Annotated in this window: 19 protein-coding genes; 13 read left to right on the forward strand and 6 right to left on the reverse strand. The window is 60.5% G+C overall.

Features of this window, described 5'->3' with window-relative positions:
- Positions 1 to 228: 228 nt before the first annotated feature.
- From BUB78_RS13395 to BUB78_RS13405, 3 genes are all read left to right on the forward strand, one after another.
- Complete coding sequence (locus tag BUB78_RS13395) at positions 229 to 903, forward strand: thiamine diphosphokinase (RefSeq protein ID WP_073198731.1); 675 nt, start codon at positions 229 to 231, stop codon at positions 901 to 903.
- A 66-nt stretch (positions 904 to 969) separates the two neighbouring features.
- Positions 970 to 2,604, forward strand: coding sequence for an MFS transporter (locus BUB78_RS13400; protein WP_073198733.1), 1,635 nt, complete (start codon positions 970 to 972; stop codon positions 2,602 to 2,604).
- Between the two features lie 148 nt (positions 2,605 to 2,752).
- On the forward strand, positions 2,753 to 4,033 hold the full coding sequence (locus tag BUB78_RS13405; protein WP_073198735.1) for a sensor histidine kinase: 1,281 nt from the start codon (positions 2,753 to 2,755) through the stop codon (positions 4,031 to 4,033).
- Here the strand turns inward: BUB78_RS13405 and BUB78_RS13410 are convergent.
- The 3 genes from BUB78_RS13410 to BUB78_RS13420 are packed head-to-tail and all read right to left on the reverse strand — an operon-like array spanning position 4,030 to position 6,273.
- Complete coding sequence (locus BUB78_RS13410) at positions 4,030 to 5,349, reverse strand: MATE family efflux transporter (protein ID WP_073198737.1); 1,320 nt, start codon at positions 5,347 to 5,349, stop codon at positions 4,030 to 4,032. The genes BUB78_RS13405 and BUB78_RS13410 overlap by 4 nt on opposite strands.
- On the reverse strand, positions 5,342 to 5,851 hold the full coding sequence (locus BUB78_RS13415; RefSeq protein ID WP_073198739.1) for a PaaI family thioesterase: 510 nt from the start codon (positions 5,849 to 5,851) through the stop codon (positions 5,342 to 5,344). The genes BUB78_RS13410 and BUB78_RS13415 overlap by 8 nt, the downstream gene beginning before the upstream one ends.
- The gene (locus tag BUB78_RS13420) at positions 5,851 to 6,273 is read right to left on the reverse strand and encodes a PaaI family thioesterase (RefSeq protein ID WP_073198741.1); all 423 of its coding nucleotides are present in this window, start codon (positions 6,271 to 6,273) and stop codon (positions 5,851 to 5,853) included. Before BUB78_RS13420 ends, BUB78_RS13415 begins: the two co-directional genes overlap by 1 nt.
- A gap of 119 nt (positions 6,274 to 6,392) precedes the next feature.
- Between BUB78_RS13420 and BUB78_RS13425 the strand changes: the two genes are divergently transcribed.
- The 9 genes from BUB78_RS13425 (at position 6,393) to BUB78_RS13465 (ending at position 15,390) form a co-directional block, all read left to right on the forward strand.
- Positions 6,393 to 6,761 (forward strand): MerR family transcriptional regulator, encoded by a 369-nt coding sequence (locus tag BUB78_RS13425; protein ID WP_073198794.1) that lies wholly within the window; start codon positions 6,393 to 6,395, stop codon positions 6,759 to 6,761.
- A 178-nt stretch (positions 6,762 to 6,939) separates the two neighbouring features.
- Positions 6,940 to 7,341: a MerR family transcriptional regulator gene (locus tag BUB78_RS13430; RefSeq protein WP_073198743.1), complete on the forward strand. Its 402-nt coding sequence runs from the start codon at positions 6,940 to 6,942 to the stop codon at positions 7,339 to 7,341.
- Between the two features lie 34 nt (positions 7,342 to 7,375).
- Positions 7,376 to 9,154, forward strand: a complete 1,779-nt coding sequence (locus BUB78_RS13435; protein WP_073198745.1) for an acyl-CoA dehydrogenase C-terminal domain-containing protein — start codon at positions 7,376 to 7,378, stop codon at positions 9,152 to 9,154.
- Between the two features lie 47 nt (positions 9,155 to 9,201).
- Positions 9,202 to 9,414: a hypothetical protein gene (locus tag BUB78_RS13440; RefSeq protein WP_073198748.1), complete on the forward strand. Its 213-nt coding sequence runs from the start codon at positions 9,202 to 9,204 to the stop codon at positions 9,412 to 9,414.
- A gap of 15 nt (positions 9,415 to 9,429) precedes the next feature.
- Positions 9,430 to 10,584 (forward strand): acyl-CoA dehydrogenase family protein, encoded by a 1,155-nt coding sequence (locus BUB78_RS13445; RefSeq protein ID WP_073198750.1) that lies wholly within the window; start codon positions 9,430 to 9,432, stop codon positions 10,582 to 10,584.
- 262 nt (positions 10,585 to 10,846) lie between these two features.
- Complete coding sequence (locus BUB78_RS13450; protein WP_073198752.1) at positions 10,847 to 11,482, forward strand: glutathione S-transferase family protein; 636 nt, start codon at positions 10,847 to 10,849, stop codon at positions 11,480 to 11,482.
- A 15-nt stretch (positions 11,483 to 11,497) separates the two neighbouring features.
- Entirely contained in the window at positions 11,498 to 12,709 is a 1,212-nt protein-coding gene (locus BUB78_RS13455) for an acetyl-CoA C-acetyltransferase (RefSeq protein WP_073198796.1), read from the forward strand.
- Entirely contained in the window at positions 12,709 to 13,188 is a 480-nt protein-coding gene (locus tag BUB78_RS13460) for a cupin domain-containing protein (protein WP_073198754.1), read from the forward strand. Before BUB78_RS13455 ends, BUB78_RS13460 begins: the two co-directional genes overlap by 1 nt.
- Before the next feature lie 3 nt (positions 13,189 to 13,191).
- The gene (locus BUB78_RS13465; RefSeq protein WP_073198756.1) at positions 13,192 to 15,390 is read left to right on the forward strand and encodes a 3-hydroxyacyl-CoA dehydrogenase NAD-binding domain-containing protein; all 2,199 of its coding nucleotides are present in this window, start codon (positions 13,192 to 13,194) and stop codon (positions 15,388 to 15,390) included.
- Positions 15,391 to 15,445: 55 nt separating this feature from the next.
- Here BUB78_RS13465 and BUB78_RS13470 read toward each other — a convergent pair whose 3' ends face one another.
- The 3 genes from BUB78_RS13470 to BUB78_RS13480 all read right to left on the reverse strand — a co-directional run bounded on the left by BUB78_RS13470 (position 15,446) and on the right by BUB78_RS13480 (position 19,372).
- The gene (locus tag BUB78_RS13470) at positions 15,446 to 17,479 is read right to left on the reverse strand and encodes a TRAP transporter permease (protein WP_073198758.1); all 2,034 of its coding nucleotides are present in this window, start codon (positions 17,477 to 17,479) and stop codon (positions 15,446 to 15,448) included.
- Between the two features lie 90 nt (positions 17,480 to 17,569).
- Positions 17,570 to 18,574, reverse strand: a complete 1,005-nt coding sequence (locus tag BUB78_RS13475; protein ID WP_073198760.1) for a TAXI family TRAP transporter solute-binding subunit — start codon at positions 18,572 to 18,574, stop codon at positions 17,570 to 17,572.
- A gap of 147 nt (positions 18,575 to 18,721) precedes the next feature.
- A complete protein-coding gene (locus BUB78_RS13480; protein WP_073198762.1) occupies positions 18,722 to 19,372 on the reverse strand; it encodes a carbonic anhydrase in 651 nt (216 codons plus the stop codon).
- Positions 19,373 to 19,531: 159 nt separating this feature from the next.
- On the opposite strand from BUB78_RS13480, the gene BUB78_RS13485 reads away from it, so the two are divergent.
- Positions 19,532 to 19,912: a hypothetical protein gene (locus BUB78_RS13485; protein WP_073198764.1), complete on the forward strand. Its 381-nt coding sequence runs from the start codon at positions 19,532 to 19,534 to the stop codon at positions 19,910 to 19,912.
- Positions 19,913 to 19,992: the final 80 nt, after the last annotated feature.

Raw genomic sequence — 19,992 nt, forward strand, 5'->3', positions numbered from 1 at the left:
TCAAATGAATCGTCAAAACCTTCCAACGTACACGAGAACGTGCCGTAGGAGACTGTTAGAATCTTGCTTGAACCAACCATATTAATTGCTCGCTTTGCTTGCCTGCAAAGACAGGGTTTACCATGACACCCAAGACCAAAGACGCTCGATTCCTAGATTTTTACCGTATCATTTCATGGTCAGAATGTGACATCTGGTCTGCAAGCGCAACGATAAGGTGATAATACAATGATTGTTCGCGAAAATGAACCAATCACCCTGATCGGGGGGGCAGCGGTCACGTTAACCCTTTTGGCGCGCGCCCGCGCCCTTGCCCCGATCATAGTGGCAGCAGACGGCGGCGCGGATGCCGCCCTTGCCCATGGTGCCATGCCGCAGGCGGTGATTGGCGACTTTGACAGCATCTCCGAGGACGCACGCGCGCGCATCCCAACCGCCGCGCAATACCCCATTGCCGATCAGGACAGCACCGATTTTGACAAATGTCTTGGCAATATCGCAAGTCCGCTGATCATCGGCATCGGGTTTTCCGGGGATCGCCTTGATCATCAGCTGGCGGCCTATAACACCCTCGTGCGCCACCCCTGGCGGCGCTGCATTCTGCTGGGCCGCGAGGAACTGATATTTCTCGCCCCGCCTTCGATTGACATCAACCTTGAGGCCGATTGCCCGATCTCGCTTTTCCCGATGGGCGCGGTCGAAGGCATCTCGGACGGGCTTGCCTATCCGATCGGCGGGCTGAACTTTGCCCCGGACGGAAGGGTCGGCACCTCGAACACCGCGCTTGGGCCGGTACATCTTTCGGTGACCGCGCCCAAGATGCTTGTGATCCTGCCGCAATCCACCTTCGAGGAAGCCGCTCGCGCCCTGGGCGCCACCAGTGCCCGCTGGCCCGGCCCCTGAGCGGGGTGATTGCACAGGCACGCGCGTGCGTTAGAATAAGCCCAAAACAGGCAGGACAGACAGAGCATGACCCCGCTAAAACTTATCGGCACCTGGATTGATGCGGTTGTCTTCGATCTTGGGCGGCAAATGCGCTGGACCTTCCTCCCGCCGCTGATGATCTATTTCGCCGCCGGGTTTTCCGGGCTGACGATGATTGTCGGCACCTTCTTTGTGAAGGAATACCTTGATCTCTCGGCCGCCTATCTTGCCGGGCTTGCGTTTTGGGCGGGTCTGCCCTGGGCGCTCAAGATGCCGCTGGGGCATCTGGTCGATATCTTCTGGCGCTGGAAATGGCTCTTGGTCTATCTCGGCGCCGGGTTGATCGGGCTGTCGGTCTTTATCATGTACCTTGTGCTGACCCAGACCGCGATGATGCAGGCGATCATGCCGATCAGCGCCTGGTACGTCGCCTCTTACCTTCTGGCGCCAAGCGGGCTTGTCATTCAGGATGCCGTCGCCGATGCCATGTCGGTCGAGGCGGTGCCACGCTTTGACGATACCGGCGCGCCGATCCCGCTTGAGGATGCGCGCGCCATGCACACAACGATGCAGACGCTTGGCCGCTTTGCCCTTATTTCCGGCACGGTCGCGGTGGCCATGCTCAACATTTACATGTTTTCGGGGATTGAGGCGCTGGACGATGCCGCGAAGACGGCGACCTATGCCGGCATTTACCTTGTGGCGCTTTTGATCCCGCTGGTTTCGGTCTCGGGCGTGGTTCTGGCCGCGGTTCAGAAAATCCGCATGCGCCGCAACCTGTTACGCCGTGGCCTGAGCGACGCCGAGGCAGATACCCTGTTTGAACGCCCGGATGAGAAAACTACGCCGAACCCGTGGTATTTCATTGGCGGCGCGGGCTTCGTGGCGCTGTCGCTGACCATTGGCCTTGGCGATGTGCCCTATGGTCAGGAAATCATCTTTGCCGGGTCGATGGCGATTGTCCTTTTGCTGATGCGGCAACTGGTGTCGGTGCTGCCCCCGGCCAAGGCGCGCGCGCTGATTGGCACTGCGGTTGTGATCTTCATCTTTCGCGCCACGCCGCGCCCAGGCGATGGGTTGACCTGGTTCGAGATTGACGTGCTGAAATTCGATCAGCAATTCCTGTCGATCCTGTCGCTGATCACCTCGGTGCTAACGCTGGTGGGCATGGTGGTGCTGCGCCCGCTGATGGCGCATCGCCCGATTGTCTATATCGTCGTGCTTCTGACGCTGGCGGGGGGGATTATGTCGCTGCCCAATATCGGGCTTTACTATGGGATTCAGGAAATCACCGGCGCGATGACGGGGGGCGTGGTCGACGCCCGCTTTATCGCCATTCTCGATACCGCCATTGAATCGCCCTTGGGACAGATCGCGATGATCCCGATGCTGGCCTGGATCGCGCGCAATGCGCCCTCGAACCTAAAGGCCACTTTCTTTGCGGTGATGGCGTCGTTTACCAATCTGGCGCTTTCGGCCAGTTCGCTGTTTACCAAGTACCTCAACGAGGTCTTCGTGATCACCCGCGAAGTCACCGATCCGGTCAGCGGTGCGGTGACAACACCCGCCGATTACACCGACCTTGGGATTCTTCTGGTCCTTGTGACGGCGCTTACGGTGGGGCTTCCGCTGGTGGCGGTGACACTTGTGCAAAACTCACACTTGCGCACCCCGGACTGAGTACAACCCAGACCTGCCGAGTTTGCGTAAATCCGCTCAAGCCACGGTACATAAACAGAAATTCAGTAGATAAGAGCGCATAAATCGGCCTATCCTGATGGTCAGTTCCAACCCGGCAAGTTTTCCTTGTGTATCCGTCAGGCACCTCATGACCAAAACGCGCTGTTACAGCGACCAGATCGACGACCTGCGCCGCGCCGATGCGTCGTCAGCCACGGAAATCAGCCTGCGTTTTGTTCTCATTGCCGCGACAAGCCTGATCCTCTGGGCCACGACCGAAAACCTGGCCATGCTGGTCTGGGGGTTTGGCTATATTGGCATGAGCGGCACTTATATCCTCTTCCTTGCCTCGCGTCGGCTATCGGGAAGCTTGCGCACCTATTTGACCTTCCTGTGCCTGAGCATTCTGCTGTCGTGCTGGTATGTGTCGGCGATGATCTATCTGATCACGCTGGACAGCAGGGTTTACGAGTTCTTCGGGATCTGCGGCATCATCGGGCTTGGGCTTTACTATCTCAGCCGCCACAGCGACCTGACGCTGCTGGCGATCTGGGACAATATCCTTATGTCGCTCAGCATCCTCGGCGCGGTTCTGGCCTACGCCGGAAAATCCGACAGCACCGCGGGCATGTTGATCATCGCCTTTGCCGGGCTCGGCATAAGTGCGTATTACTCTCTCAACTTTTTCGAAATGATGCGGACCCGCGCCAAACTGCGCCTTACGCAAGAGGCCGAGGCAGAAGCGCAGAAAATGCGCGCGGTGGGCCAGCTGACGTCCGGCATTGCCCATGACTTCAACAATATACTGACCGTGATCCGTGGCAATCTTGACCTTCTGACCGAGCTGCCAGAGGCCGATGACCGCGATGTGATGGTAAACGAGGCGCGCAATTCGGTGGACCGCGCCGCGCATCTGGTGCGTCAGCTTCTGGCCTTTTCGCGCAAATCCCAGATGATGCGCAGTGACCTTGAGCTTGGCAGCTTTCTGAAGGCCTTTCGTGCATCTCTTCAAGGCCTCCTGCCCGACAGTATTTCGATTGATGTTGCCATGCCCCCTGAGGACATAAGGATCAGGACGGACCGGCACCTGCTTGAGGCCGCCTTGCTGAACTGCGCGCTGAATGCGCGGGACGCGATGATGCCGAGGGGCGGCACCCTGCGTCTGCGCACCGAGCAGTCAACGACACCGGGTGAAATTGCCATCCTGATCGAAGATTCCGGGCCCGGCCTGCACGAGGACATCATAGACCGCGTCACAGAGCCGTTTTTCACCACCAAGTCGGTTGGCGAAGGATCGGGCCTTGGCCTTTCGATGGTCAAGGGGTTTGCCGAACAGTCCGGCGGGCGGCTCGAACTTAACAACCTGCCGCAGGGCGGGCTTCAGGTGGCGCTTTTCCTGCCGCTGAGCGCAGCGGGCCAATCGTTCTAACCCGCGACCCCCCGCTCAAGCGCCGGATAGCGAAGCCCGAGTGTGATGCCGCGCGCAATGAAGCTTATCAACAGCGCCAGCCATAGCCCGTGATTGCCCATCACCGGCAAAAGCACGGCAACCGCGATGCCATAGATCACAAGGCTGACCGCCATCATGTTGCGCATGTCGCGGCTGCGCGTGGCGCCGATGAACACCCCGTCCAGCATATAGGCCGCCAGCCCCAGAACCGGGGCCAGCACCATGTAAATCAGATAGGTGCGCGCCGCATCCTGCACCGCCGGGGCCTTGGCCATCACGTCGATGATCGTCCCGCCGAAGACGGCAAAGCACGTCGCGAGCGCGAGGCACACCACCAGCCCCCATTGGCTTGTCATGATCGCAGAACGCCGCAACAGGCCCCGGTTGCGCGCGCCGTAAGCCTGCCCGACAAGCGCCTCGGCGGAAAAGGCGAAACCGTCAAGCGCATGCGCGGTGATGCTCAGGAATTGCAGCAACACCTGATTGGCCGCCAGCGTCACATCGCCAAAGCCGCTTCCCATGAACAGGAAGGACACGAAAATCACCTGAAGCATCAGGGATCGCAAAAGGATATCGCTGTTCACCGCCGCCATGTTGCGCAGGCGCTCGGCGTCAAACACCCGTGGCCAATCGCGCCATGCGGGCACCGCAAAGGCATCGCGGCAAAACCAGAAGCCAAGCGCAAGCCCGCTCCATTCCGCGATCACCGTGGCCCGCGCCACACCGGCCACGCCCCAGTCAAGCCCAAGCACGAACCACAGATCAAGCAGGATATTGGCGCCGTTCATCAGCACCTGAATGAACAGCACGGCGCGCGTGCGCTCTTGCGCGATAAGCCAGCCGGTCATGCCAAAAAGCGCGATCATCGCCGGCGCGCTCCAGACCCGGATCGCGAGATATTCGCGCGTCATTCCCTCGACCTCGGCACTCGCCGGAGAGAGCTGAAACGCACCCCAGAAGATAGGTGCCTGAAGCGCGATAAGCGCGACGCCCCCGGCAAAGCCGATCATCAGGGCGCGGGTCAAAAGCGCGGCAACCTCGCCCACCTGCCCGGCGCCATGCGCCTGACTTGTAAGACCCGTGGTGCCCATCCGCAAAAAGCCGAAAATCCAGTAAATGCCGGTCAGGATCACCGCGCCAATGCCCACGGCGCCAATCGGCGCGGCAAGCCCAAGCTGTCCGACCACGCCGGTATCGACCGCGCCCAAAATCGGCACCGTCGCATTGGATATCACGATCGGAAGCGCAATCCTGAGAACCCGCCTGTGGGTCATCGACATGGTTGTATCAGCCATCCCGACGCGGCATCAGGAAATGCCCCGTTGCCTGCGCAAAGGGACGCCCGCGATTGTCCTGCCATGCCTCGACATGCACGCTTGCATAGCGCCGCCCGGAACGGTTGATCTGCGCGCGCGCATAGGCATCGCGCGGCAATCCCGAGCGCAGGTAATCGACGGTGAAATCAATCGTCTTGGGAAGGCGCGGAAGATCGCCCCCGACAAGCGTCTCGGCGTCAAACGCCCCGCTTTCGATCTCTTCCCAGAGCGTGCCCCAGCTTAGCCCGATGATCGCCGTGATTTCTAGAAACGCCGCCGTCGCGCCGCCATGCAGGGCGGGCAAAAGCGGATTGCCGATAAGCTTTTCCTGAAACGGCATGATCGCCGTCAACTCGTCGCCGCGCCGGTCAAACTGAACCCCCAGAAAGCGGATATAGGGCACGCCATCTACAAGAGCCTTGAGCGCCGCATCGCGCCGCTGCTTGACCACCTGCACAGGTTCGGGACGGGGACGCGCCATTATTTGCTCTCCACGGTAAAGGTGCCGGTCGCGGTCGCCACCGGGCGGTCATCGTCATCATCCATCGCGCGCGCCCGCACGAAGGCCACCGAGCGGGTGATGTGATAGCATTCGGCATGCGCCCTGATCTTTTGGCCGGGCGTGGCCGGGCGCATGTAATCAATCCGCAGATCAATCGTCGCCGTCCCACCGGGCGAAGACGGATGGCACATCGCCGCCGCCCCGCAACAGGTATCCATCAACGCCGAGACCGCGCCGCCGTGAATCACCCCGGTTTCGGGATCACCAACAAAGCGCTCGTCATAATCCATCTCGATTTCTGCCGTGCCATCGCCCATACGGCTTAGCCGCATGCCAAGGGCCTGCGCATGCGGCAGGGCCTGCATGAATTGCTTGGCGATCTTGCTTTTGTCCGCGCTCATTTCTGGCCCTCTGGAATGCTCTTGTGCCCTTTATGGGCCTTAATCCGCAACACCTGCAAGGGCAGGAGTTGCGCTTGACGCGGCTTGATCCTAACCTTGGCGCGAGAGGGGGCTTGGCCATGACGGAAAAACGACTGTCCTTCAAGGAAATGTGCGCGACCTACGAGGTGACACCGCGCACCCTGCGCTATTACGAGTATATCGAATTGCTTGAGCCGACGCGCGAAGGCCGGTCGCGGTTTTATGGGCCGCGCGAATGCGCCCGCATGACCCTTATCCTCAGGGGGCGCAAATTCGGCTTTGCCCTTGAAGACATCCGCCAATGGCTCTTGATCTATGAAAACGACGGCACCGAGGCGCAAATGCAAAGCTGGATCGAGCTTGCCGATCGCCAGCTTGCCGACCTCGCCGAACAGCGCGCCCAGCTTGACGAGTCGATTGCAGAGCTGAAAAAGCTGCGCGACAGCACCGCCGCCACCCTCGGATAACCGGCGCTCCATCGGTGTGCCCGCAAGAAAATTGCCCGGCGCCCCGGCTTACCTTGCTTGATCTTACGTCAACCTGAAAGTGACGCGACGTATCGGTTACGTAAACCTTCTCTGCTGTTGTAACGATGGGCAACGAGACGCAAATTGCCGCAAACCTGTTGCGACAAGAGGCAAAGCCATGACCGATGACACACTTACAATCCGCCAGATGTGCACCGCGTTCGATGTAACGCCCCGCACCCTGCGGTTCTACGAATCAAAAGAGCTGCTCTTTCCTGTGCGGGTCGGGCAAAAGCGCCTTTTCACCCGCCGTGACCGGGCCCGGCTCAAGCTTATCCTGCGCGGCAAGCGCTTTGGCTTCAGCCTTGAGGAAATTCGCCAGCTGCTCGACCTCTATGACAAGGGCGATCAGCAATTCACCCAGATCAGCCGCGCCATTGATGTGGCCAGCGAGCGGTTGGTCGACATGGAAAAGCAACGCGAAGAACTTGACGCCGCGATAGCGGATCTTCGCGAACAGATGACATGGGGGACGCGCATGATCGCGTCGCTCAGAACCACAAAGAACGCCGCCGAGTAACGCCGCCGCGCAACCGTTTCAGGGAGAGAGACCTATGCCAAGCTACACCGCCCCCACCCGCGACACCCAGTTCGTGCTGCATGATGTGTTGAGCGTGTCGACATCAGACACCCCCGGCTACGCCGAGCTTGACGCCGACTTCACCTCGGCCGTCCTTGAAGAGGCCGGCAAGATTTCATCCGAGGTTCTGTCGCCGCTCAACCCGGTGGGCGATACCGAGGGCTGTGTTCTTGAAAACGGTGTCGTGCGCACGCCGACCGGCTTTAAGGCGGCGTTTGACGAGTTGCGCAATGGCGGCTGGACCGCGCTTGATCTGCCCGAGGAATATGGCGGCCAGAACATGCCTTACGTTCTTGGCACCGCCGTGGGCGAAATGTTCTCGGCCTCCAACCAGGCGTTCACCATGTATCACGGCCTGACCCATGGCGCGGCTTCGGCCATCCTTGCGCATGGCACCGAGGCGCAGAAATCGACCTATCTTCCGCGCATGGCCAACTGTGACTGGACCGGCACGATGAACCTGACAGAGCCGCATTGCGGTACCGATCTTGGCCTGATGCGCACCAAGGCCGAACCGCAGGGCGACGGCAGCTATAAGGTGACCGGGCAGAAGATTTTCATCTCGGCCGGCGAACATGACATGGCCGAAAACATCATTCACCTTGTGCTGGCGAAAATCCCCGGCGGGCCGGAGGGCATCAAGGGCGTGTCGCTTTTCATCGTGCCCAAGTTCAACGTCAATGACGACGGCAGCCTTGGCAATCGCAACGCCGTGACCTGTGGCAAGATCGAAGAGAAAATGGGCATCCACGGCAATTCGACCTGCGTGATGAATTATGACGGCGCGACAGGTTACCTTTTGGGCGAAGAGCACAAGGGCATGCGCGCCATGTTCACCATGATGAACGAGGCGCGGATCGGCGTTGGCATGCAGGGTCTGGCACAGGCCGATGTGGCCTATCAGAACGCCGTTGCCTATGCCAAGGACCGCCTTCAGGGCCGCGCCGTGACCGGCGATGAAAACCCCGATGGCCCGGCCGACCCCCTGATCGTACACCCCGACATCCGCCGCTCGCTTCTGGATCAGAAGTCGTTCATTGAGGGCGCGCGTGCTTTCCTTCTCTGGGGCGCCCAGCTTATCGACCAATCCCATCGCGGCAATGACGAGGCCGCAGAAGGTCTGATCAGCTTGATGACCCCGGTGATCAAAGGGTTTTTGACCGATGAAGGCTATGACATGACCGTGCTCGCCCAGCAGGTTTACGGCGGCCATGGCTATATCGAGGAATGGGGCATGTCGCAGTTTACCCGCGACGCCCGCATCGCGATGATCTATGAGGGCGCCAATGGCGTTCAGGCGCTTGATCTTGTCGGTCGCAAGCTGGCGCAGGACGGCGGCAAGCATGTGATGGCCTTCTTCGAGATGGTCAAAACCTTCATCAAGGAAAACGAGGGCAACGAGGCGCTCAAGGCGGATTTCCTCGATCCGCTGAAAGAGGCGTCCAAGCATCTTCAGGCCTCGGCGATGTATTTCATGCAGAACGGCATGAAGAACCCCAATGCCGCCCTTGCAGGATCATATGACTTCATGCACCTTTTCGGCCATGTCTGCCTTGGGCTGATGTGGGCACGGATGGGCAAGGCCGCCTATGCTGCCCTTGAAGATGGGGCAGCGGACGAGGCGTTCTATAAAACCAAGCTCGCCACCGGGCGGTTCTACATGAAGCGCCGCTTGCCCGCGACGTCGATGCACTTGGCCCGTATTGAATCCGGCGCCGACCTTGTGATGGAGCTTGACGCCGAACAGTTCTGAGCCAGCGTGGGTTTCACCCACCCTACGAATGATGAGAGGGATGACAGATGCCTAAACGCTTTCGCCTGACCCGGCGCTTCAACGCGGCAATGACCGAAGACGGCTATCGCCGCCTGCGCAAATTCGCCGCCGAGTCTGGGTTGGACGAGGGCGAGGCGCTGTCGTTCCTCTTCGAGAATTTCGACAGCGTGATCGACGAGGATACCTTTGGTCACCGGCTGCGGATTTTCAATTCGGAACTGGACGCGCGCAAACGCTGAGCGGGGAGGCTGGCAATGTCACTTTGGATGACCGACGAGCACCAGATGCTCTCTGACATGACGGCGAAATTCATCACAGATGAATGGCGCCCGCATTTCGAGCGTTGGCGCAAGGCAGGCCAGATGGATCGCGACACCTGGCAACAGGCCGGCGAACTTGGCCTTTTGTGCCCGTCGATCCCCGAGGAATACGGCGGCGCAGGCGGTGATTTTGGCCATGAGGCGGTAATCTGTATCGAGCAATCGCGCGCCAATCTCGCCAGCTGGGGCAACCCGATCCACTCTGGCATCGTGGCGCATTACATTCTCGCCTATGGCTCGGAAGAGCAGAAAAAGCGATGGTTGCCCAAGATGGTCTCGGGCGAGATGGTCGGCGCGCTTGCCATGACCGAACCCGCCGCCGGATCGGATGTACAGGGCATCAAGACAAAGGCGGTGCGCGACGGCAATGCCTATCGCCTGTCGGGGCAGAAGACCTTCATCACCAACGGTCAGCATGCCGACCTGATCATCGTCGCCGCCAAAACCGACCCCAAGGCCGGCGCCAAGGGAACGTCTCTGGTGGTGGTTGAAACAGAAAATGCCATCGGGTTCAGCCGCGGCCGCAACCTTGAAAAAATCGGCCTGCATGCCGGGGACACGTCGGAGCTGTTCTTCGACAATGTCGAAATCCCACCCGAGAACATCCTTGGCGGTGAAGAGGGCCGTGGCTTTTACCAGATGATGCAACAGCTGCCGCAAGAGCGCCTGATAATCGCCTGCGGCGCGCAGGGCGCAATGGAAGGGGCAGTAAGCCGCACCATCGCCTATTGCAACGAACGTCAGGCCTTTGGCGGCCCGATCACCCAGTTTCAGAACACCCGCTTCAAACTGGCGGAATGCCAGACCAAGACCACCGTCGCGCGCGCCTTTCTTGACGAATGTATCGCCGAACACCTGCGCGGCGCGCTGAGCGTGGAAAAGGCTGCCATGGCCAAATACTGGCTGACAGATACGCAGTGCGAGGTGCTGGATGATTGCCTGCAACTGCATGGCGGCTATGGCTATATGGCCGAGTACGACATCGCCGAAATGTGGGCCGATGCCCGCGTCCAGCGCATCTATGGTGGCACCAACGAGATCATGAAAGAGCTGATTTCGCGCGGCTTCACGAAGGGGAATGCCGCATGAGCCAGTGCCCGGCCCTACTGTCGGATTGCCTTCGGCGAGAGTACTTTCGCCAAGAAGAAGGGCCAAGTCCACCCCGCCCTCCGGCACGGCGCAAACCGGCGAGGGGGCAGGGCTTCTCCTTGGGCGGTCATCGGCTCTCCAGCCTGTACCGCACCGAAAATCAAACCGCATTAACGTTAATGGCAGGTGAACCCCCTGCTTCTTCTTGGCAAAAATACTCAAAATCCGCGCGAGCCACAGGCGCAGTATCAGGAGCAGGAACATGACAATCAAACTCTATTGCATGGGCGAAAGCGGCAACGCCTATAAGGCGGCGCTTGCGTTGGAGCTGGCCGGGCTTGAGTGGGAGCCGGTCCATGTCGATTTCTTCGGTGGCGAGACCCGCACGCCAGAGTTTCGCAAGATCAACGTGATGGGCGAGGTGCCGGTTCTGGTTGATGGTGACACGACACTCACCCAATCGGGTGTCATGCAGATGTATATCTCCGAGAAGACCGGCAAATTCGGCGGCAAGACCTCGGAGGAGCAGCGCGAGGTGATGCGATGGGTGTTCTGGGACAATCACAAGCTATCGAGCCCGGCTGGCATGACCCGCTTCCTTATGAACTTCCTACCAGAAGACAAACGCCCGGCCGAGGTGATCGCCTTTACCCAAGGCCGCCTCCAAGCCGCTTACGCATCGCTCAACGATCACCTTGAGGGGCGCGACTGGATCGTTGGCGACGCGATCACCAATGCCGATCTGAGCTGCTGCGGCTACCTGTTTTATCCAGAACCTTTCGGGTTTGAGCGCAAGGATTGGCCGCATATCGACCGCTGGCTGAGCAATATCGAGAACACACCGGGCTGGAAACATCCCTACGACCTGATGCCCGGCAGCCCCGCTGACCGCGCCTGAATGAGGAGAATGAAAATGAGCGATGCCTATATCTACGACACGGTGCGCACCCCGCGCGGCAAGGGCCGCAAGGATGGCGCCCTGCACGAGGTCACCGCAGCCCGCCTTAGCGCGCAGGTGCTGAACGCGCTGAAAGAGCGCAACGGGCTGAGCGGTCATGCCGTCGAGGATGTGATCTGGGGCAATGTCACCCAGGTGATGGAACAGGGCGGATGCCTTGCGCGCACCGCCGTTCTGGCCTCGGAACTTGATGAATCGATCCCCGGCCTCGCAATCAACCGCTTTTGTGCCTCTGGCATGGAGGCCGTCAATCTGGCCGCCAATCAGATCAAGGGCGGTGCCGGTGAGGCCTATATCGCCGGTGGAGTCGAGATGATGGGCCGCGTGGCCATGGGCAGCGACGGCGCGGCGATTGCCGTTGACCCGAGCATCGCGATGGAGACCTATTTCGTCCCCCAGGGCATCAGCGCCGATATCATCGCCACCGAATACGGTTTTAGCCGCGATGATGCCGACAGCCTGGCGGTTGAATCGCAAAACCGCGCCGCTTCCGCATGGGAGGACAACCGCTTCGCCAAGTCTATCATCGAGGTGCAGGATCAGAACGGGCTGACCATTCTGGATCGCGACGAATACATACGCCCGGGCACCGACATGCAGACCCTAGGCGCGCTGAACCCCGCCTTTCAGGCGATGGGCGAGGTGATGCCCGGCTTTGATGCCGTCGCCAAGCTCAAGTACCCGCATCTGGAAAAGATCAACCACATCCACCACGCCGGCAACTCGTCTGGCATCGTCGATGGCGCCGCTGGCGTGCTGATCGGCTCCAAGGCGTTTGGCGAAAAGTGGGGCCTCAAGCCGCGCGCGCGCATCCGTCAGACCTGTAAGATCGGCACCGATCCGACGATCATGCTGACCGGTCCAGTACCGGCGACGCAGAAAATTCTCGCCGATAGCGGCATGTCGATTTCCGACATTGATCTGTTCGAGGTGAACGAGGCCTTTGCCAGCGTTGTTCTGCGGTTTCAGCAGGCGTTTGATGTCGACCCTTCACTTGTCAACGTCAACGGCGGCTCGATCGCCATGGGCCACCCTCTGGGCGCGACCGGCGCGATCATCATCGGCACGCTGCTGGACGAGCTTGAGCGCACCGGCAAGAGCACCGGTCTTGCCACGCTCTGCATCGCCTCGGGCATGGGCGCCGCCACCATCATCGAGCGCGTCTGATGCCAAGGCTCGATCTCTCGCAAATCCCTGCCAAGGGCGGCTCGACCTATCCCGGCAAGCTGGCCGCGGCCATGGCCGGGCGTACCAGCCAGCCCTTGGGCGATGCCGGCGGGCTTAGCCAATATGGCGTCAACCTTGTGCGCCTTGCCCCCGGCGCGATTTCGTCCCTGCGCCATTACCATATGGAGCAGGACGAGTTCGTGATGGTGACCGAAGGCACCTGCACCCTGATTGATGACCACGGCGAGCACGCAATGCAGGTCGGCGATTGTGCCACCTTCCCGGCGGGCGAGGCCAATGGCCATCACCTTGTGAACAAGACCGAGGCGCCCGCCGTTTTTCTTGTGGTGGGCACCCGGACCGAAACAGAGACCGGATATTACAGCGACCTCGACATGAAGGTGTCGATGGATGCGGCCGGTTACACCTTTACCCGCAAAGATGGCAGCCCGCTGACGGTTGACCAGATCGGAGAGTAAGACATGACTGATTTCACAATGAAAACCGATGCCGACGGCGTTGCCATCATCACATGGGACACGGTTGGCAAATCGATGAACGTGATGAACGGCCAGGGATTTCTTGACCTTGAGGCGCTGATTGACAAGGCCTTGGCGGATGAGGCCGTCAAGGGCGTGATCATCACCTCTGGCAAAGAGGGTTCCTTTGCGGGCGGCATGGATCTTAACGTGATCGCCAAGATGCGCGATGATGCGGGCGACGAGCCGGCCAAGGGCCTGTTTGACGGGGTGATGGGCATGCATGCCATCCTGCGCAAGATCGAGCGCGCCGGCATGGACCCCAAGACCAACAAGGGCGGCAAGCCGATTGCTGCCGCCCTGCCCGGCACGGCGCTTGGCATCGGCTTGGAAATTCCGCTGGCCTGTCACCGGATTTTTGCCGCCGACAACGCATCGGCCAAGATCGGCCTGCCCGAGATCATGGTCGGCATTTTCCCCGGTGCCGGCGGCACCACCCGCCTTGTCCGCAAACTTGGCGCGATGGCGGCCTCTCCCTTGTTGCTTGAGGGCAAGCTGAACGATCCCAAAAAGGCCAAATCCGCCGGTGTGGTGGATGAGGTTGTCCCGGCCGATGAATTGATCGCAAAGGCCAAAGAATGGGTTCTGAGCAACCCGAGCATCGTCAAACCCTGGGACGAGAAGGGCTATAAGATGCCCGGCGGCGCGCCCTATCATCCGGCGGGTTTCATGACCTTTGTCGGTGCAAGCGCGATGGTCAACGCCAAGACCCAAGGCGCGTTTCCCGCCGCCAAGGCCCTGCTGAGCGCGGTTTACGAAGGCGCGCTTGTGCCGTTTGACACCGCTCTCAGGATCGAGGCGCGCTGGTTCGTCAATGTGCTTATGAACCCAAGTTCAAGCGCGATGATCCGCTCGCTGTTCATCAACAAGGAAGCGCTTGAAAAAGGCGCCAACCGCCCCGATGTGCCCGACCAGAGGGTCAAAAAGGTCGGCGTCATGGGCGCCGGCATGATGGGCGCCGGGATCACGCTTGTCTCGGCCATGGCCGGGATGCAGGTGGTTCTGATCGACCAGAAACAAGAGGCCGCCGACAAGGGCAAGGCCTATACGGCCGATTACATGGACAAAGGCATCAAGCGCGGCAAGGCCACCGAAGAGAAGAAGGCGGCCGCGCTTGAGTTGATCACCGCGACCACCGATTACGCCGCGCTTGCGGGCTGTGACTTGATCATCGAGGCGGTGTTTGAAGACCCCGCCGTCAAGGCCGAGGTCACCAGGAACGTGCTCAAGGTCGTGGGCGATGACTGTATCTTTGCCACCAACACCTCGACCCTGCCGATTTCCGAACTGGCCAAGGCCAGCGACAGGCCCGAGGATTTCATCGGCATCCACTTCTTCAGCCCGGTCGAGAAAATGATGCTGGTCGAAATCATCAAGGGCCAAAAGACCGGCCCGCGTGCTGTGGCCAAGGCGCTTGATTACGTGCGCCAGATCCGCAAGACGCCGATCGTGGTCAATGACGCGCGGTTCTTCTACTGCAACCGCTGCATCATTCCCTATATCAACGAAGGCATCCGCATGGTGGCCGAGGGCGTCGCCCCGGCGCTTATCGACAATGCCGCGCGTCAGTTGGGTTTTCCTGTGGGTCCGCTGCAACTTGTTGACGAAACCTCGATTGATCTTGGCGCCAAGATCGCCCGCGCCACCAAATCCGCGATGGGTGCCGATTACCCCGACGAGGCGGTGGACGAGGTCATCTTCTGGATGGAGGGAGAGGGCCGTCTTGGCCGCAAATCCAACGTCGGCTTCTTTGACTATGACGACAAGGGCAAGCGTCAGGGATACTGGCCCGGTCTGGCGGCGAAATACCCCCATGCCGAGGATCAGCCGGATCTGCACGAGGTGCAGCATCGCCTGATGTTCGCGCAGGTGCTTGAAGCGGTGCGCGCGCTTGAGGAAGGTGTGCTTGAGGATATCCGCGAAGGCGATGTTGGCGCCATTCTTGCCTGGGGCTTTGCGCCCTGGTCGGGTGGTCCGTTCAGCTGGCTTGATATCATCGGCACGCCCTATGCCGCCGAGCGTTGTGACGAATTGGCCGAAAAGTTCGGGCCGCGCTTTGCCACACCGGCGCTGCTACGCGAGATGGCCGACAAGGGTCAGAGCTTTTATGGCCGCTTTGACAAGCAGGCAGACGCAGCCTGATCCAAATCCGTTGAAAAAGACGCGCGCCCTTTGACCGGGGCGCGCGTTTTGCGTTTCAGAGCGCCTCTGCCCGACGCCGACGCAGTTGCAGGGCCAGGATCGGCAGCCAGAGCACCAGCCCAAGCGCCATCGTCTTGAGCCCCGGCGCGATAAAGAGCAGCGACACGATGGCGACCCACCACCGCTCTGCCTTGCTCATATGGGTCAGGAAGAACCCAGAAAACGCCACACCAAGCCCGCCAATCCCCATCATCGCGCCCGCAAGCGTGATGGTGAACGCGCTCCATGTGAACCCGTCGGTCACAATCAACAGCGCAGGCGAATAGACGAACACGAACGGCACCAGCGCCTTGGCGATCCCAAGCCGGAAGGCGGTATTGCCGGTCTTGAACGGATTGGCCCCCGCGATGCCCGCCGCCGCATAGGCCGCAAGCGCCACGGGGGGCGTGATATCGGCCAGCACACCGTAATAGAACACAAAGAAATGTGCCACGATCGGCTCGACCTGAAGCTGCGCAAGCGCCGGGGCGGCGACGGCCACAAGGATGATATAGGTCGCCGTTGTTGGTATCCCCGCGCCCATGATGATGCAGGACGCCGCGATCAGGATCAGCGACACGAACAGCGCCCATTGCATCACGCTGAAATAGCTCAGCGGCCAGAGCCCGCCCAAGGTGTTGCCGATATCGGTCGCCGTCTGCACCACCACATAGCCAAGCCGAAACCCGACGCCCGTCAGCGTGACCACGCCCACGACCACGCCCACCGTCGCCGCCGCCGCGCCGACCGCAAGCGTGTTGCGCGCCCCATCGCCCAGCGCCTGCCACAGATCCCCAAAGGTCAGGCGGTTGACCGGATTGAGAAAGCCGACGACGACACAGGCAATGATGCCGTAAACGGCAGCAAAATCCGGGGTGCGTCCGCTCAGGATCATATAGACCAGAATGATCAGTGGAATGACCGACAGCCAATGCTGGCGCAGCACCAGCCCCATTTTCGGCAGTTCTTCGGCCTTCAGCCCGCGCAGGCCAAGCTTGCGCGCCTCAAGGTGCACCATGATGAAGATGCCGAAATAATGCAGCAAGGCCGGAAACAGCGCCGCTGCAAGCACATCGCGCAGCGGGATTTCAAGGTACTCGACCATGATAAAGGCCGCCGCGCCCATGATCGGCGGGGTGATCTGCCCGCCGGTTGATGCTGTTGCCTCGACCGCGCCGGCGAAATGCGGCGGGTATCCCACCTTTTTCATCGCCGGAATTGTCAGCGCCCCGGTGGTCACCGTATTGGCGATGCTTGACCCTGAAATCGTACCCATGAAGGCCGAGGAAAAGATCGCGACCTTGGCCGGCCCGCCCGCATAACGCCCGGCGATCACCATCGCCAGATCAATGAACAACTGCCCAAGTCCGATGCGCGTGGCCAGCACGCCAAACAGGATGAACAGGAACACGTATTGCGCCATCACCCCGATGGCGATGCCGTAAATCCCCTGATTTGTCATGTAGAGATGGTTGATCAACCCCTGCCAGCTTACCCCGCCATGCTTAAGAGCGCCCGGCGCCCAGGGCCCGAACAGGGCAAAGGCCACAAAGATCAGCGCGATGATCGGCAAGGTCGGCCCCACCGAGCGGCGCGCCGCCTCTAGCGTCAACACCAGCAAGGCGGTGCCCATGAACACGTCAGTCCCCGACGGGTTGCCGACCCGCACCGACACCACCGAAGGCGGCAAGAGCGGCAGGTAAAGCGAGGCCGCCACCGCCAGAACCGCCAGCACCAGATCCCAGACCGGCACGCCGCTTATGCGATACCACGCCGGGCCGGGAAGCGCCCTGCTCAGGCTGCGCCGCCAGGCGAACAGCAAGAATACCAGACCCAGCACGAACGAGAGGTGAATCCCCCGGTGCAGCAATTCGCGCACAAGGGCAAAGCCCGAGGCGTAGAAATGATAGGCCGACATCGCCACCAGAGCGACGCTTATCACCCCGGCGATCAACGGTCCGGTGGGCCGGAACGCCAGTTCGGGATCGAACTTGCGCTCGATCTCGTGAAGCTCATCTATGCTGAGCGCGTGATCGGTATCATGGGTCATGGCCGGGGTGCCTCTGGCAGGGGTCGGGACAAAAATTGGCGGCCCCATGGTAAGGGCCGCCGGTCAGGGCACTAGAGATGCCCCAAAGGCTTACTTCAGGAGGCCCGCTTCGCGATAGAAACGCTCGGCGCCGGCATGAAGCGGCACACCAATACCGTTCAGCCCGGTATCGGGCGTGATGGTCTTGCCCTTGGCGTGACCCACATCCAAAAGCTTGCGCGAATTGTCGTTCCACAGCGCCTTGGTGATCTCGTAGATCAGGTCGTCATCCTCTTTGGCAGAGGTGAACCACTGTGCGCCAACGGCAACGGTAGTGGTCGCGCCGACCCCTTCATAGGTGCCCTCGGGAATATCACTCTGGGCGAAAAAGCCGTACTTTTCGGTCAGCGCCTCTGCGCCCGCACCGTCAATCGGAACAAGCTTGATATCCGCTGCCGAGGCGAGTTCGACAAGCGAGCCGGTCGGGTATCCGGCCACCACAAAGAACGCATCAATCCGCCCATTGCGCAGCGCATCCGACGCGGCATTGCCCTTGAGCGCCTCTGCCGTCACGTCATCGGCCGAAAGACCGTTTGCCGCAAGGATCAGCCCGGCATCGACATAGGTGCCCGAGCCCGGCTCGTCGAGCGAGACGCGCTTGCCCTTGAGGTCGGCCACAGAGTTGATGCCGCTGTCGGCGCGGGCCACAAGGTGGATATGCTCTTCGAACAGCGCCGCGATGGTGCGCAGATCGGTCGCGGGCGGCTGGCCGTCCATCGTGCCGGTGCCGGTAAAGGCCCAATAGGCCACATCCGACTGGGCAAAGCCGGAATTGCGAAGGCCGGAATTGATCGCGTTCACGTTATCGACCGAACCGCGCGACGACACGGCCGAGGCAATAAGCCCGTCAACGCCACAGCTTCCGCCCTCATCACAGGGACGCGAGCCGGGGGGCTTGGAAATCGCGTTGGCGATGACGCCGCCGACCGGATAATAGGTATAGGCGGTGCCGCCGGTGCCGATGGTGAAAAACTTGAGGTCTTGTGCTGCGGCAGCGCCTGCAAGGCCAACAGCCACAACCGCGCCCGCCGCCAGCGTGCGCATGAAATTCGTCATAGGTTTCACTCGGTTCTCCCTGAACTCGCGGCACGGGTTTTGCCCCGCGCCATGTATCGCCGCACAGGGCAAAATGGCCCTGAACGCTGCGTGCAGGTTAGGCACCCGAATACGGACGTGCAAGCCTTGCGCACCGAACCGGTCGTCTTAGAGGGGAATGAACTCTTTTTGGGCGGCGCTGAACTGTTCCAGATCACCCGAGCCGATTTCATGCCAAAGACCATGAATGGTCAGCGAGCCGTCCTTGACCGCCTCGGCCACAAACGGAAAGGTCATCAGGTTTTCAAGTGATACGATCACTGATTCCTTTTCAAGCGCCCGGCGCTGTTCGGCCTCATCCTTGATCTCGCGCACCTTTTCATAGCCGGGGCGCAGGATATCCATCCAGCGGCCCACAAAGCTTGACTCGGCCTCAAGATCGGGGGCGTGGCCCGAACACATATCCAGACAGCCCTGAACCCCGCCGCAATTGGAATGACCCAGCACGATCACATGCGCCACCTTGAGCGCCATGACCGCATATTCCACCGCCGCCGAGGTGCCGTGCTGTGCGCCATCGGGGCAATAGGCCGGGACAAGATTGGCGATATTGCGGTGAATAAAGAACTCGCCCTGATCCGCACCGAAGATCGAGGTGACATGCACGCGGCTGTCACAGCACGAAATAATCATGGCACGCGGATGCTGACCATCCGTGGCAAGTCGTCGATACCACGCCTGATTCTCGGTATAGGCAGTGGCCTTCCAGCCGTGAAAACGTTGCACCAGATAGCTGGGCAGAGGGCGGGCGTGTTCCATGATCTCTCCGGGTCTTGGGGCACTTCGATGCTGAATAGTCTGAATTCGCATAGAATTCGAGGGATAAATCGCCACGATCAAAACCATTTGGGAACCCTGAAAATGCAATGATGCCTGCAGACGTGGGGATATCTATGAACACAGAATTCGGGTGAGAACGTGGAACAAGTGACTTTGCTCAAACAAGACGAAACTGTTCGGCTTGATGCCGACCGGCTAGAGGCGCTCTATCTTCAGTTGGGCGAATCCAATGCCGAGGATGTCGTGTGTCGCGCGCTTGAAGAACTGGCCGCGCGGCTGTCGCATTCTGAACGCTGCCACCGCGAGGGGCGGCTTGAGGACATGCGCAAAAGCACCCGAAGCCTGATCGCCATTGCCGATCAGATCGGGATGCAGCTTTTGGCACGGGTCGCGGGCGATGTCACCGGCTGCATCGACGTCGGTGATCGCAACGCGCTTGCGGCCACCTTTGCGCGGCTCTTGCGGATCGGCGAGCGTTCGCTTTGCGAAATCTGGGACCTTCAGGACATACCTCTTTAATCGGCCCCCCCATTTGATGGGTTGCAGGCGGCGCAATCGCGACTAGGCTGGGCAAAAATATTTGCCCGAAAGGTCCGCCG

Origin of the sequence: Roseovarius marisflavi (assembly GCF_900142625.1) — a bacterium.
Classification (GTDB): Bacteria; Pseudomonadota; Alphaproteobacteria; order Rhodobacterales; family Rhodobacteraceae; genus Roseovarius; species Roseovarius marisflavi.